The organism is Bacillus cereus group sp. MYBK227-1 (genome assembly GCF_051916325.1).
GTDB lineage: Bacteria > Bacillota > Bacilli > Bacillales > Bacillaceae_G > Bacillus_A > Bacillus_A cereus.
In genome coordinates, this window is sequence record NZ_JBQAGK010000001.1 from 566,452 (window position 1) to 584,920 (window position 18,469).

An 18,469-nucleotide genomic window follows, 5' to 3' on the forward strand; every position below is an offset into this window, starting at 1 on the left:
AAAGAATAGCGTATTTTTTATGTGCAAAATGAAATAGATAGGAGTATAGACATATGAATAGCCTATTTTAAAGAAGAACCACGAAACTATATTGACAAAAAAGCGTTCTCATGTGATAATTCAATTAAATTTTTAGAATAATCAAAAAATATTCCTTTTACATAGAAAGGATTCGAACCTTATATGAATATTATGCCGGGGGTGACGAAATGTTATTTTTTCTGAAGAAATGGAATGAATTAAAAGATGTGAAATCTGAATTGGCACTTCGTGATTGGTTTTATGGTACCAAAATTAGCTTATCGCTATGTACGTCAAAAGAGCCGTTAACATTTTTAGTAAATGTTGAGGGAAGAGATAAAGGGCTATTTTCGGAAGAAGATTTTATTGTCGTAAATTGCATGTGCGAGTCAGTATTTGAAAATGAAGAAAAACCAGCTGCAGAGTCATTTATGCATGCGGATATTTATAAAAAAAGTAGTGCAGGATGTATTTTACAAGTGCAGACTGTAGATAGTCATTTAATATCAGAGTTATATGGGGAAGAAGGAGAAGTAACGTTCGATAAACGCAGTGTGGAGCGTGTTTTCGGAAAAGAAGGTATAACAGAAATGACAATTCCAATTGTAGAAGATGAAAAAAAATTCGCTGATTTATTAGAAAGCAATGTTCCGAATTTCATTGAAGGTGGAGGAGTAGTTCTTGTTCATAATTACGGCATGATTGTGTGGGGAAAAACGCCAGAAGAAGCGAAAAAATGGCTAGAGGGTATAGAATATTTAATGAACTATCATGTAAAGTTATTAATGATTAAGGGTGCAAGGAGCTCTGTTATATAAAAATGGATGTGATATGGCTACAAGTTAATAAACAAATGAAAGCGTTTTAAAAATAATTTCACTCATAAAATATAGGTCTCCTTATTATATATAGATTACATGTTGACATGTAAGGAGGAACATATTTTGCGAGTTAAATATCATTTTCTGCCAAAGCAGCAAGTAACATTTTGCAAGATAAATGATTCTGGTGAAGAGGCACTGCAAATGATGAACGAAACGGGATTTCGAGCCATCCCGGTATTAGCAGAAGATGAGAAGAAATTCACGGGGATTATTTATAAAGTAGATTTATTAGAAAAAAAATGCAATAGCGGATTAGAGCATGTAAGTGCAGGGGATATGCTTGATGATTCCAATGCATTTATTTTTGAAAAGGATTCATTCTTCAGAGCTTTTTATGTAATTCGTCGGCTTCCGTTTTTAGCCGTGCTAAATGATTATAATGAATTTGTCGGTATGTTAACGCATTCGAATATATTTGATGTTATTGAAGATTCATTTGGTATGCGAACAGGTGGTTATATATTAACAATTGCAACACAAGATTGTAAGGGAACGATTAAAGAGCTTGGGACATTGTTAAAAGCATATAATATCGGTGGCCTATTTACGTTAGATAACGGTGATCAATATATCCGCCGCGTTATTGTAAATATATCAGATGAGTTAGATGAAACAAGATTAAAGCAATTAATCGGAAAAATAGAGAAAAAAGGATTCAGAGTGAGTCATGTAGATTATATTTAAGTTAAAAAAAGTACCTATCTGTTATATATAGATAGGTACTTTTTTGTCCCGCCATTTGTGGGCAGTAAAATCCGCGCCTCAAAATTCAGCGCAAGTAAAGAAGTTAAGTGGGGGGACGGATTGCCCATAAAAGCCCAATTGGTGTGGGCTGATTAAAGTTTTACTTTATGTGAGTAATGAACTTTATTTTGAAACAGGAGGCGGGGATAATGCTAGATCAGATAAGAAAATAAAGTCTGCATGCTCACGAATTTTAGGGATAGAAGTTTCAATAACGCGTGATGTAATTTCACCTGGAGGGCCCACATGCCCGATAGCTACCATAATAGGTTTTTCTTGAATTTTTTTGATGAGTAATTGGGCTTGTTTTGAAATATGTCCTGCTGTATACACATCATCAAAAAATAGTTGGTTTTCAATAATAGGAACTCCTAATTCTTTTCCGATTTTTGGGACGACACTATTAGGATTCGTTTTACTATCTAAGTAAAATAAACCGTGTTTTTTACAAGCAGCAAGTATAAGGCGAACAATTCTTTCATCCGCTGTTACTTTTGACCCCATATGATTGTTCATTCCAATTGCATGCGGTACTTCTTGAATCGCTTGTTCAAGTCGGTTGTTTATTTCTTCATCGCTTAAATCAGTTGTAATTGCTTTCGGCCCAAGCCATTCTTTTTTACCTTTTATAGGTTCCATTGGCATATGTATAATAACTTCATGGCCTTTCTTATGGGCAGCTATTGCATCTTCTTTTGTGGAAGGAAGAAAAGGCATAACAGCAACAGTGAGTGGAATGGGAAGTGATAACATTTGATTAGTCCCCTTCATATTATTTCCGAAATCATCAATGACAATAGCAACTTTATTCGTATGAGCATTTGCTTGAATAGGAAATAAGAAGGACGGTAAAAACAAAACAATGATGAATAATGCAATCGTATATTTTCGCATATAAATATTTCCTTTCTATTGTTATCCCGCTATTTGTGGGGAGTAAGACTCCCACCTCAACATTGGGCTGGATAGGTGGGAGATTCACTGCCTACCCGATTGGTGAATGCTAATAATCAGTGGGGGCTGAACAAAAAACACTGATTAAAGTTTCACTTTATCAATCATCATTATGTTTTGCTTTTTTATATAAATTAAACAAAAAATGTCGAAGAAAAGTAGGTGGAAAATTAAGAATCCACGGTTTACGTAGCATTTATAAAAAAACAAGATGAAAAAAATGTCTATTATTGCGAATGTATTTACAAAGATAGAATAATTTGTAATAATTCTCAAAGTGAGGGTAAAGATTTGTAAATTACAGGGAGAAAATGTTAAAATTTCTGATTCTTCAAATTTGCATATGATTAAGTAGTTAAAAAAGTCAATGGAGAAGTGAAGTTAAGAGCATGGAAGTATAATAAGGGGGATATGGATGTTTACTGTAAAAAGGAAGTACACATTAGAAAAGCTTTCACGTGATATTCATATGAAACGTGAAGAAATGATTCAACTAGGATTAACAAGTGGGCTAAATAGCAGGGAGACAATTCAAGTTAGTCAAGAATTGGACAAGCTTATTTTACAATATCAATGTTATAAAGAAAAACAAACACCGAAATGGTTTTCAATTATAAAAATACCTATTTTCCAAATCGGGTATGAAGGAAAATCAAATAATTTTTGGCGAATGCTTGTGGCTGGTTTTATGAAATAAGTATAATTACCCTTATAGGATAAGGATAATTATACTATGTGTAACGGAATTTCGATATGAACTGTTGTTCCTTCGTTTTCTGTACTGTCAATAAAAATATGCCCATTATACATCTCTACAATTCGTTTACATATGACAAGTCCAAGACCTGTTCCAGTATCTTTATTAGTAAAGAACGGATGAAAGAGGTGTTTTTGAATATGTTGCGGAATCCCTTTTCCAGTATCTATAATCTGCAATTGTGCGTGTGTTTCATTGTTTTTTACTACAATGGTTAGTGTATCACTAGAAGTCATGGCCTCAATTGCATTTTTTGTAATGTTTAAAACCACTTGTTTCATATGGTCTTTCGAACAACGGATATGAACAGGATGGTCTGGCAGATGTAAATGGAATACAATGTTATGTAAATTCGCCTCAGATTGAATAATTAATGCTACCTCATTTAGAATTTTTCTTACATCATACGTTTGTTCGATGATGGCGGTTGGCTTTCCGAGAATAAGAAATTCACTTACAATTTCATTGATTCGCTCTATTTCTTGTTCAATTACGGAAAAGTAGAACTGATCTTGCTCATCTTTATATTTCTCTTTTAATAGAGCGACGAGTCCTTTAATTCCAGTAAGAGGATTACGGATTTCGTGTGCTGTACTCGCTGCAAAAGTTCCAACTAATTCAATTTTTTGTAGTTCATTTTGTTGCCTTTCAATTTTTGTTTGACGTTTTAACAACATATATTGAGCAAGTAAAAATAAAATAGACATTAAAAATAAAGTAGCTATACACTCTATTGCAACCCACTGGTATAAGGTTTTTTGATGAATAGGTAATGGAGAAACAGAGACCTTCCAATTTAATCTTTGGAGTGGGGTAGTAAGCATATTAGAATGCGTATCACTTGTGTCGTTATTATCATCGGTTAGAAAAACTACATCATGTTTATCAGTTACCTCAAAATGGTATTGTGGTTTAATGGCATTTAAAGAAGATGAAATGTAATCAAAGCGTAAACTAGCTAATAATAATCCTGAGAGCTCCTTCTGTTTATTAAATATGGGGGCAGCAATCATAATAGCTTTATGTCCAAGAACGCGATCAGTAATGACTGATGATACAGTGGTTTTTTTAGTTTGGAGCGCGTCTTGAATATATTTACGGTCTGAAACATCTATAGGTTTTGATTCATCTTCAGATGCGATTGTAATGACTCCTTCTGGTGTAGCGTAATATAGACCAGAAAAGCGTGCATCGTTTCCATCTGTATCATGTACAATTTGTTTAATACCATTTATATTACCAGTCTCGGTGCCTACAACTTTTGCAAGCATGTCTAAAGCAGAAATTGCTTCACCAAGATGATGATCCAAATAATCTCTATATAAAAAGAGAACTGTATGAGCAGATAATTTGTTTTCCTGTTTCATTTTATATGTATGATACGAATAAAATGTAGCACCAATCCCTATTGTCGGTAGGATAACAAGCAATATATATACAATTATGCTTTGGAATTTGACTTTCAAATGTGGTACTCCTTCTTTTTTTATTATCATTATATATAAACTATGTTAAAATTGTCATGTTTTTATTCAAGAATGATCCTTAATATATTAGGGGAGAGGAAATGGATGAGTGAATGCTCATTCGGAATTCACAGGAAGTATGAACTGGCATTTTCTTTTTATTGCTGAGAATTTAAGTGAAGGGTTGAAAGTTGTATGACATCAAATAATGAACGAGAAGATATTTCTCAATCTTTAAAAGTATTTATTGCATTATCTCGTGTACATCGTTCTGTTATGGATACTACAAATAAATCTATACAAAGTAACGGGTTAAATCCAACTGAATTTGCTGTATTAGAACTGCTATATCATAAAGGCGGTCAACCACTTCAGCAAATTGGTGAGCGTATTTTAATAGCTAGTGGCAGCATTACATATGTTGTAGATAAGCTGGAGAAAAAGGGATTAGTAAAGAGAATTCCATGTCCGAATGACAGACGTGTTATTTACGCGCAATTAACTGAGTCTGGCGAGAACTTTATTGCTTCTATTTTTCCGGGGCATGAGAAAGTTATACATCAGTCTTTTGAAATGTTAACGAAAGATGAAAAAGATGAATTACTTGATTTATTAAAAAAAATTGGGAAGTATGAAAAATAATATGTTCCAAAGGAGCTTTGGATAAATAAATCCAAGGCTTTTTTATTTGTAATGAGCTCAGGGCAATCACTGCCGAAATTTGTTGAAAATTAAGAGGGAATTCAAGAATACGTATTGAATTATAATAAAGGTATGTAATGGAGAGGAGGCTCGTTCATGTCATTTAAAGACTATGAATATAAACGCCCAAATATTGAAGAGTTAAAAGAGAAATTTACTGTTGCTTTAGAGAAGTTTGATAACGCAAAAACTGTAGAAGAACAAAAACAAGTCATTCATTCAATTAATGAGATTCGCAACGATTTTGGTACAATGGGAAACCTTTGTTACATTCGCCATTCTGTTGATACGACGGATACTTTTTATAAGGAGGAGCAGGATTTCTTTGATGAATTCTCTCCAGTTGTACAAGGATATGGTACAAAATATTATAAGGCACTCATTAATTCTCCATTTCGTGAAGAATTAGAGGCGTGTTATGGAAAACAATTATTTGCTCTAGCAGAATGTGATTTAAAAACATATTCAGATGAAGTCGTGAAAGATTTACAATTAGAAAATAAATTATCATCGCAATATACACAGTTATTAGCATCTGCAAAAATTGACTTTGCTGGAGAAGAAAGAACGTTATCGCAACTGATTCCGTTTATGCAAGGAAAAGAAAGAAGCGAACGTAAAGCAGCAAGTGAAGCATACTACGGATTTTTAGCTGGAAATGAGGAAGAACTAGATCGTATTTATGATGAGCTTGTTAAAGTGAGAACGAAAATCGCAAAATCTTTAGGTTTCAAAAACTTTGTTGAACTTGGATATGCAAGAATGTACCGTACAGATTATAATGCGGAGATGGTGGCTAATTACCGTCAGCAAGTGCTAGATTATATCGTTCCCGTTACAACGGAATTAAGAAAACGACAACAAGCACGTATCGGTGTAGAGAAGTTAGCTTATTACGACGAAAACTTTGAGTTTGCTACAGGTAACCCAACTCCAAAAGGAGATGCGGATTGGATTGTTGATCATGGAAAGACAATGTATAAAGAGTTATCGGCTGAAACAGATGAATTTTTCAATTTCATGCTAGATAATGATTTATTAGATTTAGTTGCGAAAAAAGGAAAAGCTGGTGGCGGATATTGTACATATATTGAGAATTATAAAGCGCCATTTATTTTCTCAAACTTCAATGGAACATCTGGTGACATTGATGTATTAACACATGAAGCAGGTCATGCTTTCCAAGTATATGAAAGTCGTAAATTTGAAATTCCAGAATATAATTGGCCAACATATGAGGCGTGTGAAATCCACTCTATGAGTATGGAATTCTTTACATGGCCATGGATGAAGCTATTCTTTGAAGAAGATGCAGATAAATATTACTTCTCTCACTTAAGTTCAGCACTTCTGTTTTTACCTTATGGTGTATCTGTTGATGAATATCAACATTATGTATATGAAAATCCTGAAGCATCACCTGAAGAGCGTAAGACAGCATGGCGTAACATAGAGAAGAAATATTTACCACATCGTGATTATGAGGAGAATGATTATTTAGAGCGCGGTGGTTTTTGGCAACGTCAAGGGCATATTTATAGCTCACCGTTCTATTATATTGATTACACGCTTGCTCAAATTTGTGCGCTACAATTTTGGAAACGTGCAAGAGATAATAGACAAGAGGCGTGGGAAGATTATGTGAATCTGTGCCAACAAGGTGGAAGTAAATCGTTCTTAGAATTAGTAGAGGTTGCAAATTTAACATCACCATTTGCTGAAGGCTGTGTGAAAAGTGTTATTACAGAAATTGAAGCATGGTTACATGCGATTGACGACACAAAATTGTAAAAAACATGCGCTTTTTTCACATGTTTAACATCGACATAATGGGAAAATGATGAGATAATAAAAGAAAATTCAGAATACTAAAGGGGTGTTTCTAATAAGGAGCACCTCTTTTCACCAACAAAAGGGGGGGAACAAGTATGCTTCAATCTAATATGGATGTAAGTTTAGAAAGTTTAGTAAACTCATTACAGGCTACTCGAAGCACGCTATTATCAGAAATTGAAATGTTAAATGACACAGAAGTGAATGTAAAGCCACGCCGTGATAAATGGAGTATTATTCAAATTTTACACCACTTGCATTTAGTTGAACAATCTGTCACGTCTGCCCTTGTATATGCTTTACAAAAAAATGAAAGAAACATGACTCCATTTAAAGACCTCCAACTTACGCTTGATCGCACACATAAACGAGAAGCTCCTCAGCAAATGCAACCAACAGAAACTTTAATGAAAAAACAGCAAGGAATTCAATTGCTAGAACATTCACGCCAAGAACTATTACACGCGCTTCATAGTGTTATAGATGAAAAAGATCTATTTGAAAATGGATTAAAGCATCCTGTTTTTAATGATCTGAATTTGTATCAATGGGTTCAATTTCTTGATTTGCATGAACAAAGACATCTTACGCAGTTAAAAGAGGCGAAACATGCAATTTTGCAACGCTAAAGTGGAAGAAGTGGGAAACCACTTCTTTTTTGATACGTGCATAGTTTTCTTTCTTATTTTGGAATACTACATGGAGAAATAAGAAAGAAAAGAAGGAGTTGAAAAAACATGTCTAAGAAGAAGCGAGAAGAAGAGCGCGCCTGGAAAGCACGTAAAGAAAATCAACAACCGCACGGAAAAGTGAAAGCTTTTGCTGAATTAGTTGAAGGAACAGAAAAAACGTGATGAGTATTTCATCACGTTTTTTGTATGAGTGGAAAAGTTAATAAAAAGGTTGTACCGATTCCTTTTTCACTTATAATATCAATTTTTCCATTCATAGCTTGAACAACACTGAATACGACCATCATTCCAAGTCCAGTACCTTTTTCTTTCGTTGAATAAAAGGGCGAACCAAGACGTTTTACTTGTTCTGAATCCATACCGACTCCTGTATCTTTTATATATAACTGAATATGCTTATGATCAGGAACTAATGTGAAATAAAGATCACCGCCTTTTGGCATAGCCTCAATGCAATTTTTTAAAATATTTAATAAACATTGATTTAGTTTTTGCTTTTCTCCAGCGATAAAAAAAGAAGTGCTTTGCTTTATATAATGAGTACGTACATTTGTTAAATTAGCAAGCGGTGTAATTAGCGACAATGCATGTAGTAATTCTTCTTCTAACTGTAATATTTGTTCTTTTTCAATGCTTGGTTTAGCAAAGGTTAAATAATCTGTAAGAACATGATTTGCTTGTTCGATGCCATTAATGGCAATGTCGATATATAATTTTCGTTCCTGCTCAGTGCATGTATCTGATTGTAACAGTTGTAAAAAACCTTTCGTTGAAGTTAATGGATTGCGAATTTCATGAGAGATAGACGCTGCCATTTCACCAATTAAATGAAACTTTTCAGCATTTATAAGTTCATTTTGGAGACGAACTTGAGTTTGTAATATGTGTAGTAAATATAAAATTAGAATCGTACCAAGCATTGAACATAATTCATACACAATAATATGCGGTATATAATCAGTCTTATTTGTAACCTTTGAAAGGAAGAAGGGTATCCAACTAAATCCGTATGTGAGACTGTAGATAATAGCAAGTGTTATTTTTATACGATTAGAAGTTCGATTGAAAAATTTATATGTTAATAATAGAACAATAAATAGAAGAACAGAACCGATAAGAGATGGGAAAACACCTACCCCACCTAATAATAAGCGATATATGTTTAATACAACTAAGATAGAACCACCAGCAATAGGCCCTCCCGTTAATGTACCGACAATTAATACAATATGGCGCATATCAAATTGAAAACCATTATTTGTTTTTGCTGCAAATGTAATACAGAGTACGGTAGCGAGGCAACAGAGTACAATGAATATAGCTGAATTTAATTTAGGAGAGCGTTTCCCTTTTTGATTCCAAAATAAATGATATACGAGCATTGTAATCAGGATGAATAATATATTTAAAAAGAGATAAATAATAAAGGATTTCAGTGGGATGCCTCCTCTCTTCTTATATTAAATTAATCATACTATAAAATGAAAGAAATGAAATAATAAATAGCGGAAAAATCAGAAATTTTTACGCTAGTATACAATATGTTACAATAAGCTATGTCAATGAAAGAAGAAATTCCGTGCACCGCGCGGGAGAGGTTCGCGAACTCCCTCTATAAAAAACTATGGAAACAACAATATCCTTAGGTATTGTTTTGTTTTTTTATTGTGACAGTTCAAGAACGTTCTTTCTTCTTATTTATAGTAGAGAAGGAGAATGAGTGAAATGAAAAAAGAAAAAGCAGTTGTTGTTTTTAGTGGAGGACAAGATAGTACGACATGTTTATTTTGGGCAATAGAGCAGTTTGCAGAGGTAGAAGCTGTAACGTTTAATTACAATCAACGTCATAAGCTAGAAATTGATTGTGCAGCGGAAATTGCAAAAGAACTAGGAATAAAGCATACGGTACTAGATATGAGTTTATTAAATCAACTTGCTCCAAATGCGTTAACGAGAACGGATATGGAGATTACACATGAAGAAGGTGAATTGCCATCGACATTTGTAGATGGACGAAATTTACTCTTCTTATCATTTGCTGCTGTATTAGCAAAACAAGTTGGAGCACGTCATATTGTAACGGGTGTATGTGAAACTGATTTCAGTGGTTATCCAGACTGCCGTGACGTGTTTGTGAAATCGTTAAATGTTACTTTAAATTTATCTATGGATTACCCGTTTGTCATTCACACGCCACTTATGTGGATTGATAAGGCTGAAACATGGAAATTATCAGATGAACTTGGAGCATTTGAGTTTGTTCGAGAAAAAACATTAACATGTTATAACGGAATCATTGGTGATGGTTGCGGTGAATGTCCAGCATGTCAACTTCGTAAAGCAGGATTAGATACGTACCTACAAGAACGCGAAGGAGCGAACAACTAATGGATAACTTTTTTGGATTTCGCATCGTAGAGAATTTGCAAAAAATGGACAAGGATATTCAGCGTAAACAACTCAAATACCATAATAAAAGAGTAATGGTCAGCAAGGAATTTACATTTGATGCAGCACACCATTTACACTGTTATGAAGGGAAATGTAAAAACTTACATGGTCACACATATAAAGTTGTATTTGGAATTAGTGGATATGTAAATGAAATAGGTCTTGCAATTGACTTTGGAGATATAAAAGAAATTTGGAAGAATGAAATAGAAATTTATCTAGATCATCGTTATTTAAACGAAACGTTACCTGCAATGAATACGACTGCTGAAAATATGGTCGTTTGGATTTATGAAAAGATGGCAGAAGCACTAACAAAAGAGAATCGAGTGAACGAATATAAAGGAGCTCGCGTTGAATTTGTTCGTTTATTTGAGACGCCGACTAGTTATGCGGAAGTAAGACGGGAGTGGATGCTTGATGAGTAAAATCCCTGTCTTAGAAATATTCGGTCCGACTATTCAAGGTGAAGGAATGGTTGTAGGGCAAAAGACAATGTTTATCCGTACAGCTGGTTGTGATTATAGCTGTGCTTGGTGTGATTCTGCTTTTACGTGGGATGGATCAGCTAAAGATCAAATTAGACAGATGACACCAGAAGATATTTGGGATGAGCTTGTTGCAATTGGAGGAGAAAATTTTTCTCATGTTACGATTTCAGGTGGAAATCCGGCATTATTGAAAAATATTGAGTTTCTTCTTTCTATATTAAAGGAAAATGGAATGCGAACGGCAATTGAAACGCAAGGGAGTAAATGGCAAGATTGGTTACTTCAAATTGATGAGATAACAATTTCTCCAAAACCACCAAGTTCAACGATGAAAACAGATTTTCAGAGGTTAGATGCTATTATTCAGAAACTAGCAGGAAAAGATATTAGTTTAAAAGTAGTAGTATTCGATGATCATGATTTTGAATATGCAGTTAAGATGCACGAACGTTATCCAAAGGTACCATTTTTCTTACAAGTAGGAAACGATGATACAAAAACAGTGGATGATGCGATGCTTATAAAAAAATTATTAGATAAGTATGAATGGCTGATTGATAAAGCTGTAAATTGTAAAGAGATGAATGATGCAAAAGTATTGCCTCAGCTTCATGCGTTAGTATGGGGAAATAAGCGCGGCGTATAACGAGAAGGGATGTTTAAAATGACAGGAAGATTAGATGAAGATTTAAAAGATGTAACATTACTAGGGAATCAAAATACAAAATATTTATTTGAATATAGCCCAGAAATATTAGAGGTATTTGATAATAATCATCCAAACCGTGATTATTTTGTAAAATTCAATTGTCCTGAATTTACAAGTTTATGCCCGAAAACAGGACAACCAGATTTTGCAACAATTTATATTAGCTATATTCCAGAGCAAAAAATGGTAGAGAGTAAATCTTTAAAGTTGTATTTATTTAGTTTCCGCAATCATGGTGATTTCCATGAAGATTGCATGAACGTTATTATGAACGATTTAATTAAATTAATGGATCCACGTTATATTGAGGTATGGGGGAAATTCACACCACGTGGTGGCATTTCAATTGATCCATACTGCAACTACGGGCGCCCAGGGACGAAGTATGAACAAATGGCTGATTACCGCATGATGAACCACGATCTATATCCGGAAACAATTGATAATCGTTAATAGAAAGAAAGGGCCTGTATAGTATACAGGCCCTTTCTTTCTATTATATTATGCATTTTGATTAATGACAGTATAGTTTTTATGACTTACAACTGTAAGAGGTTCCATATCTAGTTCTCTAAAATTCTTCATAATTGTTATATCAACAATAACAGAGTTTTGATTTACTTTTTGAACACGGCCTTGCATTCCACCTTTAAATTCGATGATATCTCCAGTTTCTGCGATCTGCATAAGCAACTCTCCTTGTTACAGTTTTCCCAAAAAAAGAATAAATTTGGGTTTTTTTATTTCCTCCTATTTTGAACCATATTTCCTACTTTGTAAATGTTTCCAAAGTAAAAATTCGAAAAATATTCACTTTTTGTAAGAAAATATGTAGAAAATCCATGTTTTTTGAAAAAAATAGCAAAAATGCGAGAATCTTTATATCGAGGTATAATGAAAAAGTAGAATAACCTGCTGAAGTGGGAGAAATTAGAGGCGGTAAAATGATGTTTGAATTTGTGGGGAGTGTTATAGCTTTAATTTTATTTTTATTTTCTTATATGCATTTAAAAAAGATTCGTTAATATGATACGAGTACATATTTTGATGGGATGGATGGTATCCATGCTTCGATAACACATGATAGTGGTGGGGAGATGTAAAGGTATATAACTTTATTTTCTTGCGTGGTATGATGTTTAGAACTAGTGCATAATAGAGTTCATAAGTGATGAATGGAGAGTGAAAAGAATGAAGATTTCTTTTATTCGTCATGGTCGCTTAGATTGTACTATAGAACCAATGACGGTTACATCCTTTCATGAATGGATAAAAGGATATGACTTACATACTATAACAGAAAAACAACCTATACCATTGGAAACAAGAGAAGCGGTTGAAGTAGCGAAATTGATTGTAACGAGTGATCAAAAGTGTGCTGTACAGTCAGCAGCTGAATTAATGGATTCTTTATGTTTTATACAAAATTCTCTTTTTAGGGAAGCGGCAGTTCCGGCGAGCTTTTATGCGCCAAAATGGTTGAAGTGTAAACTTAACGTATGGATGTGTATTGGACGAGCATTATGGATACTTGGTTACCATAAAAATGTTGAATCTTATAAGGAAGTAAGAGAGAGGGCAAGGCAAGCAGCTTACGTATTACATCGTTATGCTCTCGTACATGGAAGTATTGCTCTTGTAGGTCATAATTATTTTAATTCGATGATTGGAACGGAGCTGAGGGCAATGGGATGGTTTGGTTCGCCTATTTTGCATAGAAAGCCATGGGGATGTACAACATATACGTTTCACGAGGCGATGGATGGAAATATATTAAATACGAATTTAACATAAAAGCACACGATTTATATAAATCGTGTGCTTTCTTTTTAAGATACAGAAATTTTGACGTTTAATGGTTTTACGAGATGGGCATAAGGTTCGCCTACTAGCATAACAATTTCATCTTTTTTATAACCTAACTTTTCGTATAGTGAATAGGCGCGTGTGTTTTCTAAATTAACAAGTAAAGCGATTTTTTCATGCCCTTTTTCAGTTGCATAGATTTCGGCAGCTTCAATTAATTTAGAACCGATACCTTTTCCGCCGTGTGCACTTGAAACTGATAGTGTATCAATGTAATACTCATCAAGCTCAGCTTCTTTTTCTAACGTAATTGATTCATCTTTATGTAATTCTCTTAAGTGATGTACAATTGGTGCGTCAAGCTGTGTTGCTTCACTACCGTGATAAGCGACAATAACTCCAACTGCACTCTCGTCTTGTTCATAGACAAAACAGTTTTCGTAGCTCAGACGGTTATTTTCTTTTGAGAACCATGTCTCAAGTCCTAGTAATACTTCTACTTCATCTGTGCTACCTGTGATTTTTTCAGCAATTTCATGCAGAGCATTATACAATAAAGGAGCTATTGCCATTGCATCTGTCTTTTTTGCTTTCCGAATCATAGTATCCCTCCTAGTTCTATTTGTATATTGTAGCATAGTGGTATGGAACTTTGCATAATTGAATGCCGAAATGTTTGATATAGAGAAGTAGCTATGTTAGTATATGATATTTAGTGGACATATAGTAAAACGATATTGTTTGCGAAATAACGAAAATAAAATCATGACATAACAACGAGATAAAGTGAAACGTTAATCAGTAAGATTTTTTGTTCATTCCACGACTGATTAGTAGTCAACACCAATCGCACTACCTGCAAATAGCGGGATAAATTTACAGTTGTTGACCTATAGAATATACGATAAAATAAAATATTGCAGAGAGGTGAAATACATGGATAAAGAATTAGCAAATACAATTTTAGATCAGCTAAAAAATGGTGAAATAAAGGAGTATGTTGTTACGAAAGATGTATTTTATACGTTCAGAGAAGTTGTTGTAAATAGAGAAGACTTTAAGCATTTCATTGGTAACGCACAGCGAGGCGGGCAAGTGATTTATACATATTCAGAAACGCCACGTTCATAAAGAGGAATTTTGATCAGCAGGGCATCTCTCACTGATTAGTAGCCTTTCACCAATCGGACGTTTAATGCGGGATAAATAAAAGATAAAGGAGAGGGGAATTATGGGCGATTTTAAACAAGGCATTTTACCACATTGGGATTATATGTGGAAAGATAGAGCCGGCAATCGATTTATGGGAATGGTTATGTATCCAGAGAAACGAAAATGTTCAGCAAAAATGCTTCAGAAAATAAAAAGAGCATATGAAGAAGCAGTAGAAATTAAAGTAACTGTACAAGTTCGACATACATATCAGTACGTAGAAGGAATGATTGTATACTTTGATGAAGAGGCTCCGGTATGTACAATGATTGATAAAGATGAAAATCCGCATCATATATTTGTAAAAGATATTTTGCGCATTGAGCACTCTGAATAAACTTTTCATAAATAAATTGAAGTTCCATAATAATAATCTTTTTCTATAATAGTTATCTTTTAGTATGTAACGAGAAACGAAAGTATATGTATAATATATTTAATAAGGTAAATTTGATAAATGTAATCGTTTTTTAGAGCAGATTATAGTTTCATATCTGTTCTTTTTTGCGTGATGCTGGAGAAATATATTTCTTCAGCATCTACCGTTTTATGACAAAATATATTGTTAACTTTTTTTAAAATAAGGTTAAATTCGTTGACAACTTTTTTGAAAAGCACTTTATTGACATGAGTTTTAGAATGTTGTTTCATAGTCATTGTATTGAAAAAAACGGCTATCATGTCGAAAAGTAAAAGTTAAAAAAAGAAAGAATTTATACATATATCTTGTGTCTTATTTTGAAACGTAATACAATATATAGAGAAATCAAGAACAACATATAGAGAATATAGATTTGAGAGGGAGGGTCGGAAATGTTAGTTGCATATGATTCTATGACAGGAAACGTGAAGCGTTTCATTCACAAATTAAATATGCCGGCCGTTCAAATTGATGAAGATCTAGTAATAGATGAAGACTTTATTCTTATTACGTATACAACAGGTTTTGGCAATGTACCAGAACGTGTTTTAGACTTTTTAGAGCGCAATAATGAAAAATTAAAAGGCGTATCTGCAAGCGGCAATCGTAACTGGGGAGACATGTTCGGTGCAAGTGCTGACAAGATTTCTACTAAATATGAAGTGCCTATTGTATCAAAATTTGAGTTATCTGGAACAAATAACGATGTAGAATATTTTAAGGAAAGGGTGCGGGAGATTGCGACACATTGAACTGAATAATGAAATCACGCAAATGCAGGACGGTTTTTATCAGCTTCATAAAGATAAAGAGGCATTAGAAGTCTTTATGGAAGAAGCTAGAGAGAATACCGTTCCTTTTAATAGCGTGGCAGAGCGAATGGAGTATATGAAAGAACATGATTACTATTACAACGTTCTGGACGAGTATAGCTTGGAGGAAGTAGAGGAAGTATATAACATCGCTTATGGTGAAAACTTCGAGTTCCAATCTTATATGGCAGCATCTAAGTTCTACAAAGATTATGCGTTAAAAACGAATGATCAAAAACAATACTTAGAAAGCTATGAAGATCGTGTAGCAATTGTTTCATTATACTTAGGACGCGGTGATGTTTCGAAGGCAAGACAATTCGCAAGCATGATTGTAAAACAAAACTACCAACCAGCGACACCAACCTTTTTAAATGCGGGAAGAAGCAGAAGAGGAGAAATGGTGTCTTGTTTCTTGTTAGAGATGGACGATAGCTTAAATTCGATCGGCTTTAACATTAATACTGCGATGCAATTATCGAAAATCGGCGGGGGAGTAGCTTTAAACTTATCTAAGCTACGCGCACGCGGTGAGCAAATTAAAGGTATCGACAACGCTGCAAGTGGCGTAGTACCTGTTATGAAATTGCTTGAAGATTCGTTTTCATATGCGAATCAGCTTGGCCAACGAAAAGGTGCCGGTGCAGTATATTTAAACATTTTCCATTGGGATATTATTGAATTCCTGGATTAATTGGTAGTCCCTCTACACAGTAATGTGTATGAGAAAACCTTGTGAACCTAACCAATAGGGTGTCGCATTAGCGGCTAACGGTATCAGTTGAATAAGGGGTAAAAGAAAAAGAACCCGCGAAGAAGCTGACTAAGAGAGCCTACGGTCCATGCAAGTGGATAGCAGGTAATACCGTGCCAAGCTTGAAAGAAATATTACTTGGGTGAAGTGGAATCTTATATTCACCGGAGGCGAGATTCCATGAACTGTGGAATTTATTTGATAATTAATAAGGAAAACAGGAAGTTTTATATTGGTAGTTCTAATAACTTTCCTAATTATCAATACTTTCAAGAAGGTGTAGAGACTATCGAACGCGCGTCATTAGACGAAAGCTAGTAGAGTAGGCTGGAAATAGGTACCAGTCGAAGTGCAAGGCAACCAGTTACAGGTTGATGATATAGTCCAACCTTCATAGAAATATGAAGACGAGTTGACCAAAAAAATAAATGCCGATGAGAAGAGCCGTATTCAGTCTCTATCAATCGGAATTATCGTTCCAAGTAAGTTCTTTGAGCTTGCTGAGAAAAACGAACCTTTCCATGTTTTCGCGCCTTACACGGTGTATAAAGAATACGGAAAGCATTTAGATGACATTGATATCGATGAAATGTACGATGAATTAATGAGCAATCCGAAAGTGAAGAAGAAGCCACTAGATATTAGTGCACGTGATATGCTTATTAAAATCGCTATGATTCAGCTTGAGTCTGGTTACCCATACTTAATGTTTAAATCAAATGCAAATAATCAACATCCATTGAAGGATATTGGAACTGTGAAGATGTCGAACTTATGTACAGAAATCTTCCAGCTTCAAGAAACTTCAGAAATAAATGATTACGGTACAGATGACATTATCCGTCGTGATATTAACTGTAACTTAGGATCGTTAAATATCGTAAACGTAATGGAAAATAAAGAAATTCGTGAAGCAGTTCATGCGGGAATGGAAGCTTTAACAGCTGTTTCTGATATGACGATTATTCCGAATGCACCAACTGTGAAAAAAGCAAATGACGAGCTTCATTCAGTTGGACTTGGAGCAATGAACTTACACGGATATTTAGCAAAAAATAAAATCGCTTATGAAAGTGCAGAAGCGAAAGAATTCGCTCGTACATTCTTTATGATGTTAAATTACTACTCTATTGAGAAAAGTATGGAAATCGCTACAGAAAAAGGCGAGACATTTAAGGACTTCGATAAATCTGATTATGCGAATGGCACATACTTCGAAAAGTATGAAACGACAGATTACAGCCCAGTAACTGAAAAAGTTCAGCAACTATTTGAAGGAATTCATATTCCAACAAAAGAAGATTGGACAAGTTTAAAAGAGCAAGTGCAGAAGAATGGTTTATACAACTCATATCGTCTTGCCATTGCTCCAACACAATCAATCAGTTACGTTCAAAATGCAACTTCAAGCGTAATGCCGATCGTAAGTCAAATCGAATCAAGAACATATGCGAATGCGACAACATATTATCCAATGCCGTATTTATCAAAAGATACGTTCTGGTACTATAAATCTTCTTACGATATGAATCAGTTTAAATTAATTGATTTAATCGCAGAAATTCAAGAACATATTGACCAAGGAATTAGTACAATTCTTTACGTTAATAGTGATATTTCAACACGTGAATTAGCACGTTACTACATCTATGCACATAAAAAAGGCTTAAAGAGTCTGTATTATACGAGAACACGTAAATTAAGCGTGGAAGAGTGTGTGGCTTGTACCGTTTAATGGCATATTGCCATACTAAATGAAT

At 34.3% G+C, this 18,469-nt stretch carries 21 protein-coding genes, 2 pseudogenes and 1 riboswitch; of the genes and pseudogenes, 18 read left to right on the top strand and 5 right to left on the bottom strand.

The window, feature by feature from the left end:
* Positions 1-209 precede the first annotated feature (209 nt).
* On the top strand, positions 210-839 hold the full coding sequence (locus ACTFRM_RS03065; RefSeq protein ID WP_000896006.1) for a class II aldolase/adducin family protein: 630 nt from the start codon (positions 210-212) through the stop codon (positions 837-839).
* Positions 840-965: 126 nt separating this feature from the next.
* Entirely contained in the window at positions 966-1,589 is a 624-nt protein-coding gene (cbpA, locus tag ACTFRM_RS03070) for a cyclic di-AMP binding protein CbpA (protein ID WP_001264208.1), read from the top strand.
* Positions 1,590-1,772: 183 nt separating this feature from the next.
* Here the strand turns inward: cbpA and ACTFRM_RS03075 are convergent, their stop codons facing one another.
* Entirely contained in the window at positions 1,773-2,543 is a 771-nt protein-coding gene (locus ACTFRM_RS03075) for a divergent polysaccharide deacetylase family protein (protein WP_001234107.1), read from the bottom strand.
* 475 nt (positions 2,544-3,018) lie between these two features.
* Between ACTFRM_RS03075 and ACTFRM_RS03080 the strand changes: the two genes are divergently transcribed.
* Positions 3,019-3,300: an aspartyl-phosphate phosphatase Spo0E family protein gene (locus ACTFRM_RS03080; protein ID WP_000495536.1), complete on the top strand. Its 282-nt coding sequence runs from the start codon at positions 3,019-3,021 to the stop codon at positions 3,298-3,300.
* A 29-nt stretch (positions 3,301-3,329) separates the two neighbouring features.
* Here the strand turns inward: ACTFRM_RS03080 and ACTFRM_RS03085 are convergent, their stop codons facing one another.
* Positions 3,330-4,826, bottom strand: a complete 1,497-nt coding sequence (locus ACTFRM_RS03085) for a DUF3149 domain-containing protein (RefSeq protein WP_000865068.1) — start codon at positions 4,824-4,826, stop codon at positions 3,330-3,332.
* 195 nt (positions 4,827-5,021) lie between these two features.
* Here ACTFRM_RS03085 and ACTFRM_RS03090 point away from each other — a divergent pair, with 195 nt between their 5' ends.
* From ACTFRM_RS03090 to ACTFRM_RS03105, 4 genes are all read left to right on the top strand, one after another.
* Positions 5,022-5,468 carry a MarR family winged helix-turn-helix transcriptional regulator gene (locus ACTFRM_RS03090; protein ID WP_000203336.1) on the top strand — a complete coding sequence of 149 codons (447 nt, stop codon included), beginning with the start codon at positions 5,022-5,024 and terminating at the stop codon, positions 5,466-5,468.
* Positions 5,469-5,624: 156 nt separating this feature from the next.
* Positions 5,625-7,319, top strand: coding sequence for a M3 family oligoendopeptidase (locus tag ACTFRM_RS03095; RefSeq protein WP_173600515.1), 1,695 nt, complete (start codon positions 5,625-5,627; stop codon positions 7,317-7,319).
* Between the two features lie 137 nt (positions 7,320-7,456).
* A complete protein-coding gene (locus tag ACTFRM_RS03100) occupies positions 7,457-7,990 on the top strand; it encodes a DinB family protein (RefSeq protein ID WP_000941961.1) in 534 nt (177 codons plus the stop codon).
* A 108-nt stretch (positions 7,991-8,098) separates the two neighbouring features.
* A complete protein-coding gene (locus ACTFRM_RS03105) occupies positions 8,099-8,215 on the top strand; it encodes a DUF6254 family protein (RefSeq protein ID WP_000038355.1) in 117 nt (38 codons plus the stop codon).
* An 11-nt stretch (positions 8,216-8,226) separates the two neighbouring features.
* On the opposite strand, the gene kinB is transcribed toward ACTFRM_RS03105, so the two are convergent.
* Positions 8,227-9,435 (bottom strand): sporulation sensor histidine kinase KinB, encoded by a 1,209-nt coding sequence (kinB, locus tag ACTFRM_RS03110; protein WP_000964154.1) that lies wholly within the window; start codon positions 9,433-9,435, stop codon positions 8,227-8,229.
* 206 nt (positions 9,436-9,641) lie between these two features.
* A riboswitch (PreQ1 riboswitch) is annotated at positions 9,642-9,685 on the top strand.
* 93 nt (positions 9,686-9,778) lie between these two features.
* Between kinB and queC the strand changes: the two genes are divergently transcribed.
* Genes queC through queF form a run of 4 tightly spaced genes read left to right on the top strand, consistent with a single transcriptional unit; the run spans position 9,779 to position 12,157 of the window.
* Positions 9,779-10,441: a 7-cyano-7-deazaguanine synthase QueC gene (gene queC / locus ACTFRM_RS03115; RefSeq protein WP_000711595.1), complete on the top strand. Its 663-nt coding sequence runs from the start codon at positions 9,779-9,781 to the stop codon at positions 10,439-10,441.
* Positions 10,441-10,932 carry a 6-carboxytetrahydropterin synthase QueD gene (gene queD, locus ACTFRM_RS03120; protein WP_000368414.1) on the top strand — a complete coding sequence of 164 codons (492 nt, stop codon included), beginning with the start codon at positions 10,441-10,443 and terminating at the stop codon, positions 10,930-10,932. Before queC ends, queD begins: the two co-directional genes overlap by 1 nt.
* Entirely contained in the window at positions 10,925-11,641 is a 717-nt protein-coding gene (gene queE / locus ACTFRM_RS03125) for a 7-carboxy-7-deazaguanine synthase QueE (RefSeq protein WP_000036294.1), read from the top strand. The genes queD and queE overlap by 8 nt, the downstream gene beginning before the upstream one ends.
* A gap of 18 nt (positions 11,642-11,659) precedes the next feature.
* Positions 11,660-12,157: a preQ(1) synthase gene (gene queF, locus ACTFRM_RS03130; protein ID WP_001986050.1), complete on the top strand. Its 498-nt coding sequence runs from the start codon at positions 11,660-11,662 to the stop codon at positions 12,155-12,157.
* A gap of 48 nt (positions 12,158-12,205) precedes the next feature.
* Here the strand turns inward: queF and ACTFRM_RS03135 are convergent, their stop codons facing one another.
* Positions 12,206-12,391: a YkvS family protein gene (locus ACTFRM_RS03135; RefSeq protein WP_001165082.1), complete on the bottom strand. Its 186-nt coding sequence runs from the start codon at positions 12,389-12,391 to the stop codon at positions 12,206-12,208.
* Positions 12,392-12,895: 504 nt separating this feature from the next.
* Between ACTFRM_RS03135 and ACTFRM_RS03140 the strand changes: the two genes are divergently transcribed.
* The gene (locus ACTFRM_RS03140) at positions 12,896-13,498 is read left to right on the top strand and encodes a hypothetical protein (RefSeq protein WP_000703100.1); all 603 of its coding nucleotides are present in this window, start codon (positions 12,896-12,898) and stop codon (positions 13,496-13,498) included.
* 35 nt (positions 13,499-13,533) lie between these two features.
* Here the strand turns inward: ACTFRM_RS03140 and ACTFRM_RS03145 are convergent, their stop codons facing one another.
* On the bottom strand, positions 13,534-14,112 hold the full coding sequence (locus ACTFRM_RS03145) for a GNAT family N-acetyltransferase (RefSeq protein ID WP_000619545.1): 579 nt from the start codon (positions 14,110-14,112) through the stop codon (positions 13,534-13,536).
* 334 nt (positions 14,113-14,446) lie between these two features.
* Here ACTFRM_RS03145 and ACTFRM_RS03150 point away from each other — a divergent pair, with 334 nt between their 5' ends.
* The 6 genes and pseudogenes from ACTFRM_RS03150 to ACTFRM_RS03175 all read left to right on the top strand — a co-directional run.
* The gene (locus ACTFRM_RS03150; RefSeq protein ID WP_000356684.1) at positions 14,447-14,641 is read left to right on the top strand and encodes a hypothetical protein; all 195 of its coding nucleotides are present in this window, start codon (positions 14,447-14,449) and stop codon (positions 14,639-14,641) included.
* Positions 14,642-14,741: 100 nt separating this feature from the next.
* Positions 14,742-15,059 (top strand): hypothetical protein, encoded by a 318-nt coding sequence (locus tag ACTFRM_RS03155; RefSeq protein WP_000502205.1) that lies wholly within the window; start codon positions 14,742-14,744, stop codon positions 15,057-15,059.
* 476 nt (positions 15,060-15,535) lie between these two features.
* A complete protein-coding gene (gene nrdI, locus ACTFRM_RS03160; protein WP_000959447.1) occupies positions 15,536-15,895 on the top strand; it encodes a class Ib ribonucleoside-diphosphate reductase assembly flavoprotein NrdI in 360 nt (119 codons plus the stop codon).
* Positions 15,882-16,646, top strand: a pseudogene (locus ACTFRM_RS03165) (ribonucleotide reductase N-terminal alpha domain-containing protein); the annotation flags it as partial. The gene nrdI and the pseudogene ACTFRM_RS03165, both read left to right, overlap by 14 nt.
* 210 nt (positions 16,647-16,856) lie before the next feature.
* Positions 16,857-17,027 (top strand): GIY-YIG nuclease family protein, encoded by a 171-nt coding sequence (locus ACTFRM_RS03170; protein WP_134207886.1) that lies wholly within the window; start codon positions 16,857-16,859, stop codon positions 17,025-17,027.
* A 97-nt stretch (positions 17,028-17,124) separates the two neighbouring features.
* A pseudogene (locus ACTFRM_RS03175) lies at positions 17,125-18,444 on the top strand (ribonucleoside-diphosphate reductase subunit alpha); the annotation flags it as partial.
* Positions 18,445-18,469: the final 25 nt, after the last annotated feature.

Bases quoted from the DNA above. Each gene is read 5' to 3' on its own strand.
- ACTFRM_RS03065 (WP_000896006.1), top strand. From the start codon at position 210: ATGTTATTTTTTCTGAAGAAATGGAATGAATTAAAAGATGTGAAATCT.
- ACTFRM_RS03075 (WP_001234107.1), bottom strand. From the start codon at position 2,543: ATGCGAAAATATACGATTGCATTATTCATCATTGTTTTGTTTTTACCG.
- ACTFRM_RS03080 (WP_000495536.1), top strand. From the start codon at position 3,019: ATGTTTACTGTAAAAAGGAAGTACACATTAGAAAAGCTTTCACGTGAT.
- ACTFRM_RS03090 (WP_000203336.1), top strand. From the start codon at position 5,022: ATGACATCAAATAATGAACGAGAAGATATTTCTCAATCTTTAAAAGTA.
- ACTFRM_RS03095 (WP_173600515.1), top strand. From the start codon at position 5,625: ATGTCATTTAAAGACTATGAATATAAACGCCCAAATATTGAAGAGTTA.
- ACTFRM_RS03100 (WP_000941961.1), top strand. From the start codon at position 7,457: ATGCTTCAATCTAATATGGATGTAAGTTTAGAAAGTTTAGTAAACTCA.
- ACTFRM_RS03105 (WP_000038355.1), top strand. From the start codon at position 8,099: ATGTCTAAGAAGAAGCGAGAAGAAGAGCGCGCCTGGAAAGCACGTAAA.
- kinB (WP_000964154.1), bottom strand. From the start codon at position 9,435: ATGCTCGTATATCATTTATTTTGGAATCAAAAAGGGAAACGCTCTCCT.
- queC (WP_000711595.1), top strand. From the start codon at position 9,779: ATGAAAAAAGAAAAAGCAGTTGTTGTTTTTAGTGGAGGACAAGATAGT.
- queD (WP_000368414.1), top strand. From the start codon at position 10,441: ATGGATAACTTTTTTGGATTTCGCATCGTAGAGAATTTGCAAAAAATG.
- queE (WP_000036294.1), top strand. From the start codon at position 10,925: ATGAGTAAAATCCCTGTCTTAGAAATATTCGGTCCGACTATTCAAGGT.
- queF (WP_001986050.1), top strand. From the start codon at position 11,660: ATGACAGGAAGATTAGATGAAGATTTAAAAGATGTAACATTACTAGGG.
- ACTFRM_RS03135 (WP_001165082.1), bottom strand. From the start codon at position 12,391: ATGCAGATCGCAGAAACTGGAGATATCATCGAATTTAAAGGTGGAATG.
- ACTFRM_RS03140 (WP_000703100.1), top strand. From the start codon at position 12,896: ATGAAGATTTCTTTTATTCGTCATGGTCGCTTAGATTGTACTATAGAA.
- ACTFRM_RS03145 (WP_000619545.1), bottom strand. From the start codon at position 14,112: ATGATTCGGAAAGCAAAAAAGACAGATGCAATGGCAATAGCTCCTTTA.
- ACTFRM_RS03150 (WP_000356684.1), top strand. From the start codon at position 14,447: ATGGATAAAGAATTAGCAAATACAATTTTAGATCAGCTAAAAAATGGT.
- ACTFRM_RS03155 (WP_000502205.1), top strand. From the start codon at position 14,742: ATGGGCGATTTTAAACAAGGCATTTTACCACATTGGGATTATATGTGG.
- nrdI (WP_000959447.1), top strand. From the start codon at position 15,536: ATGTTAGTTGCATATGATTCTATGACAGGAAACGTGAAGCGTTTCATT.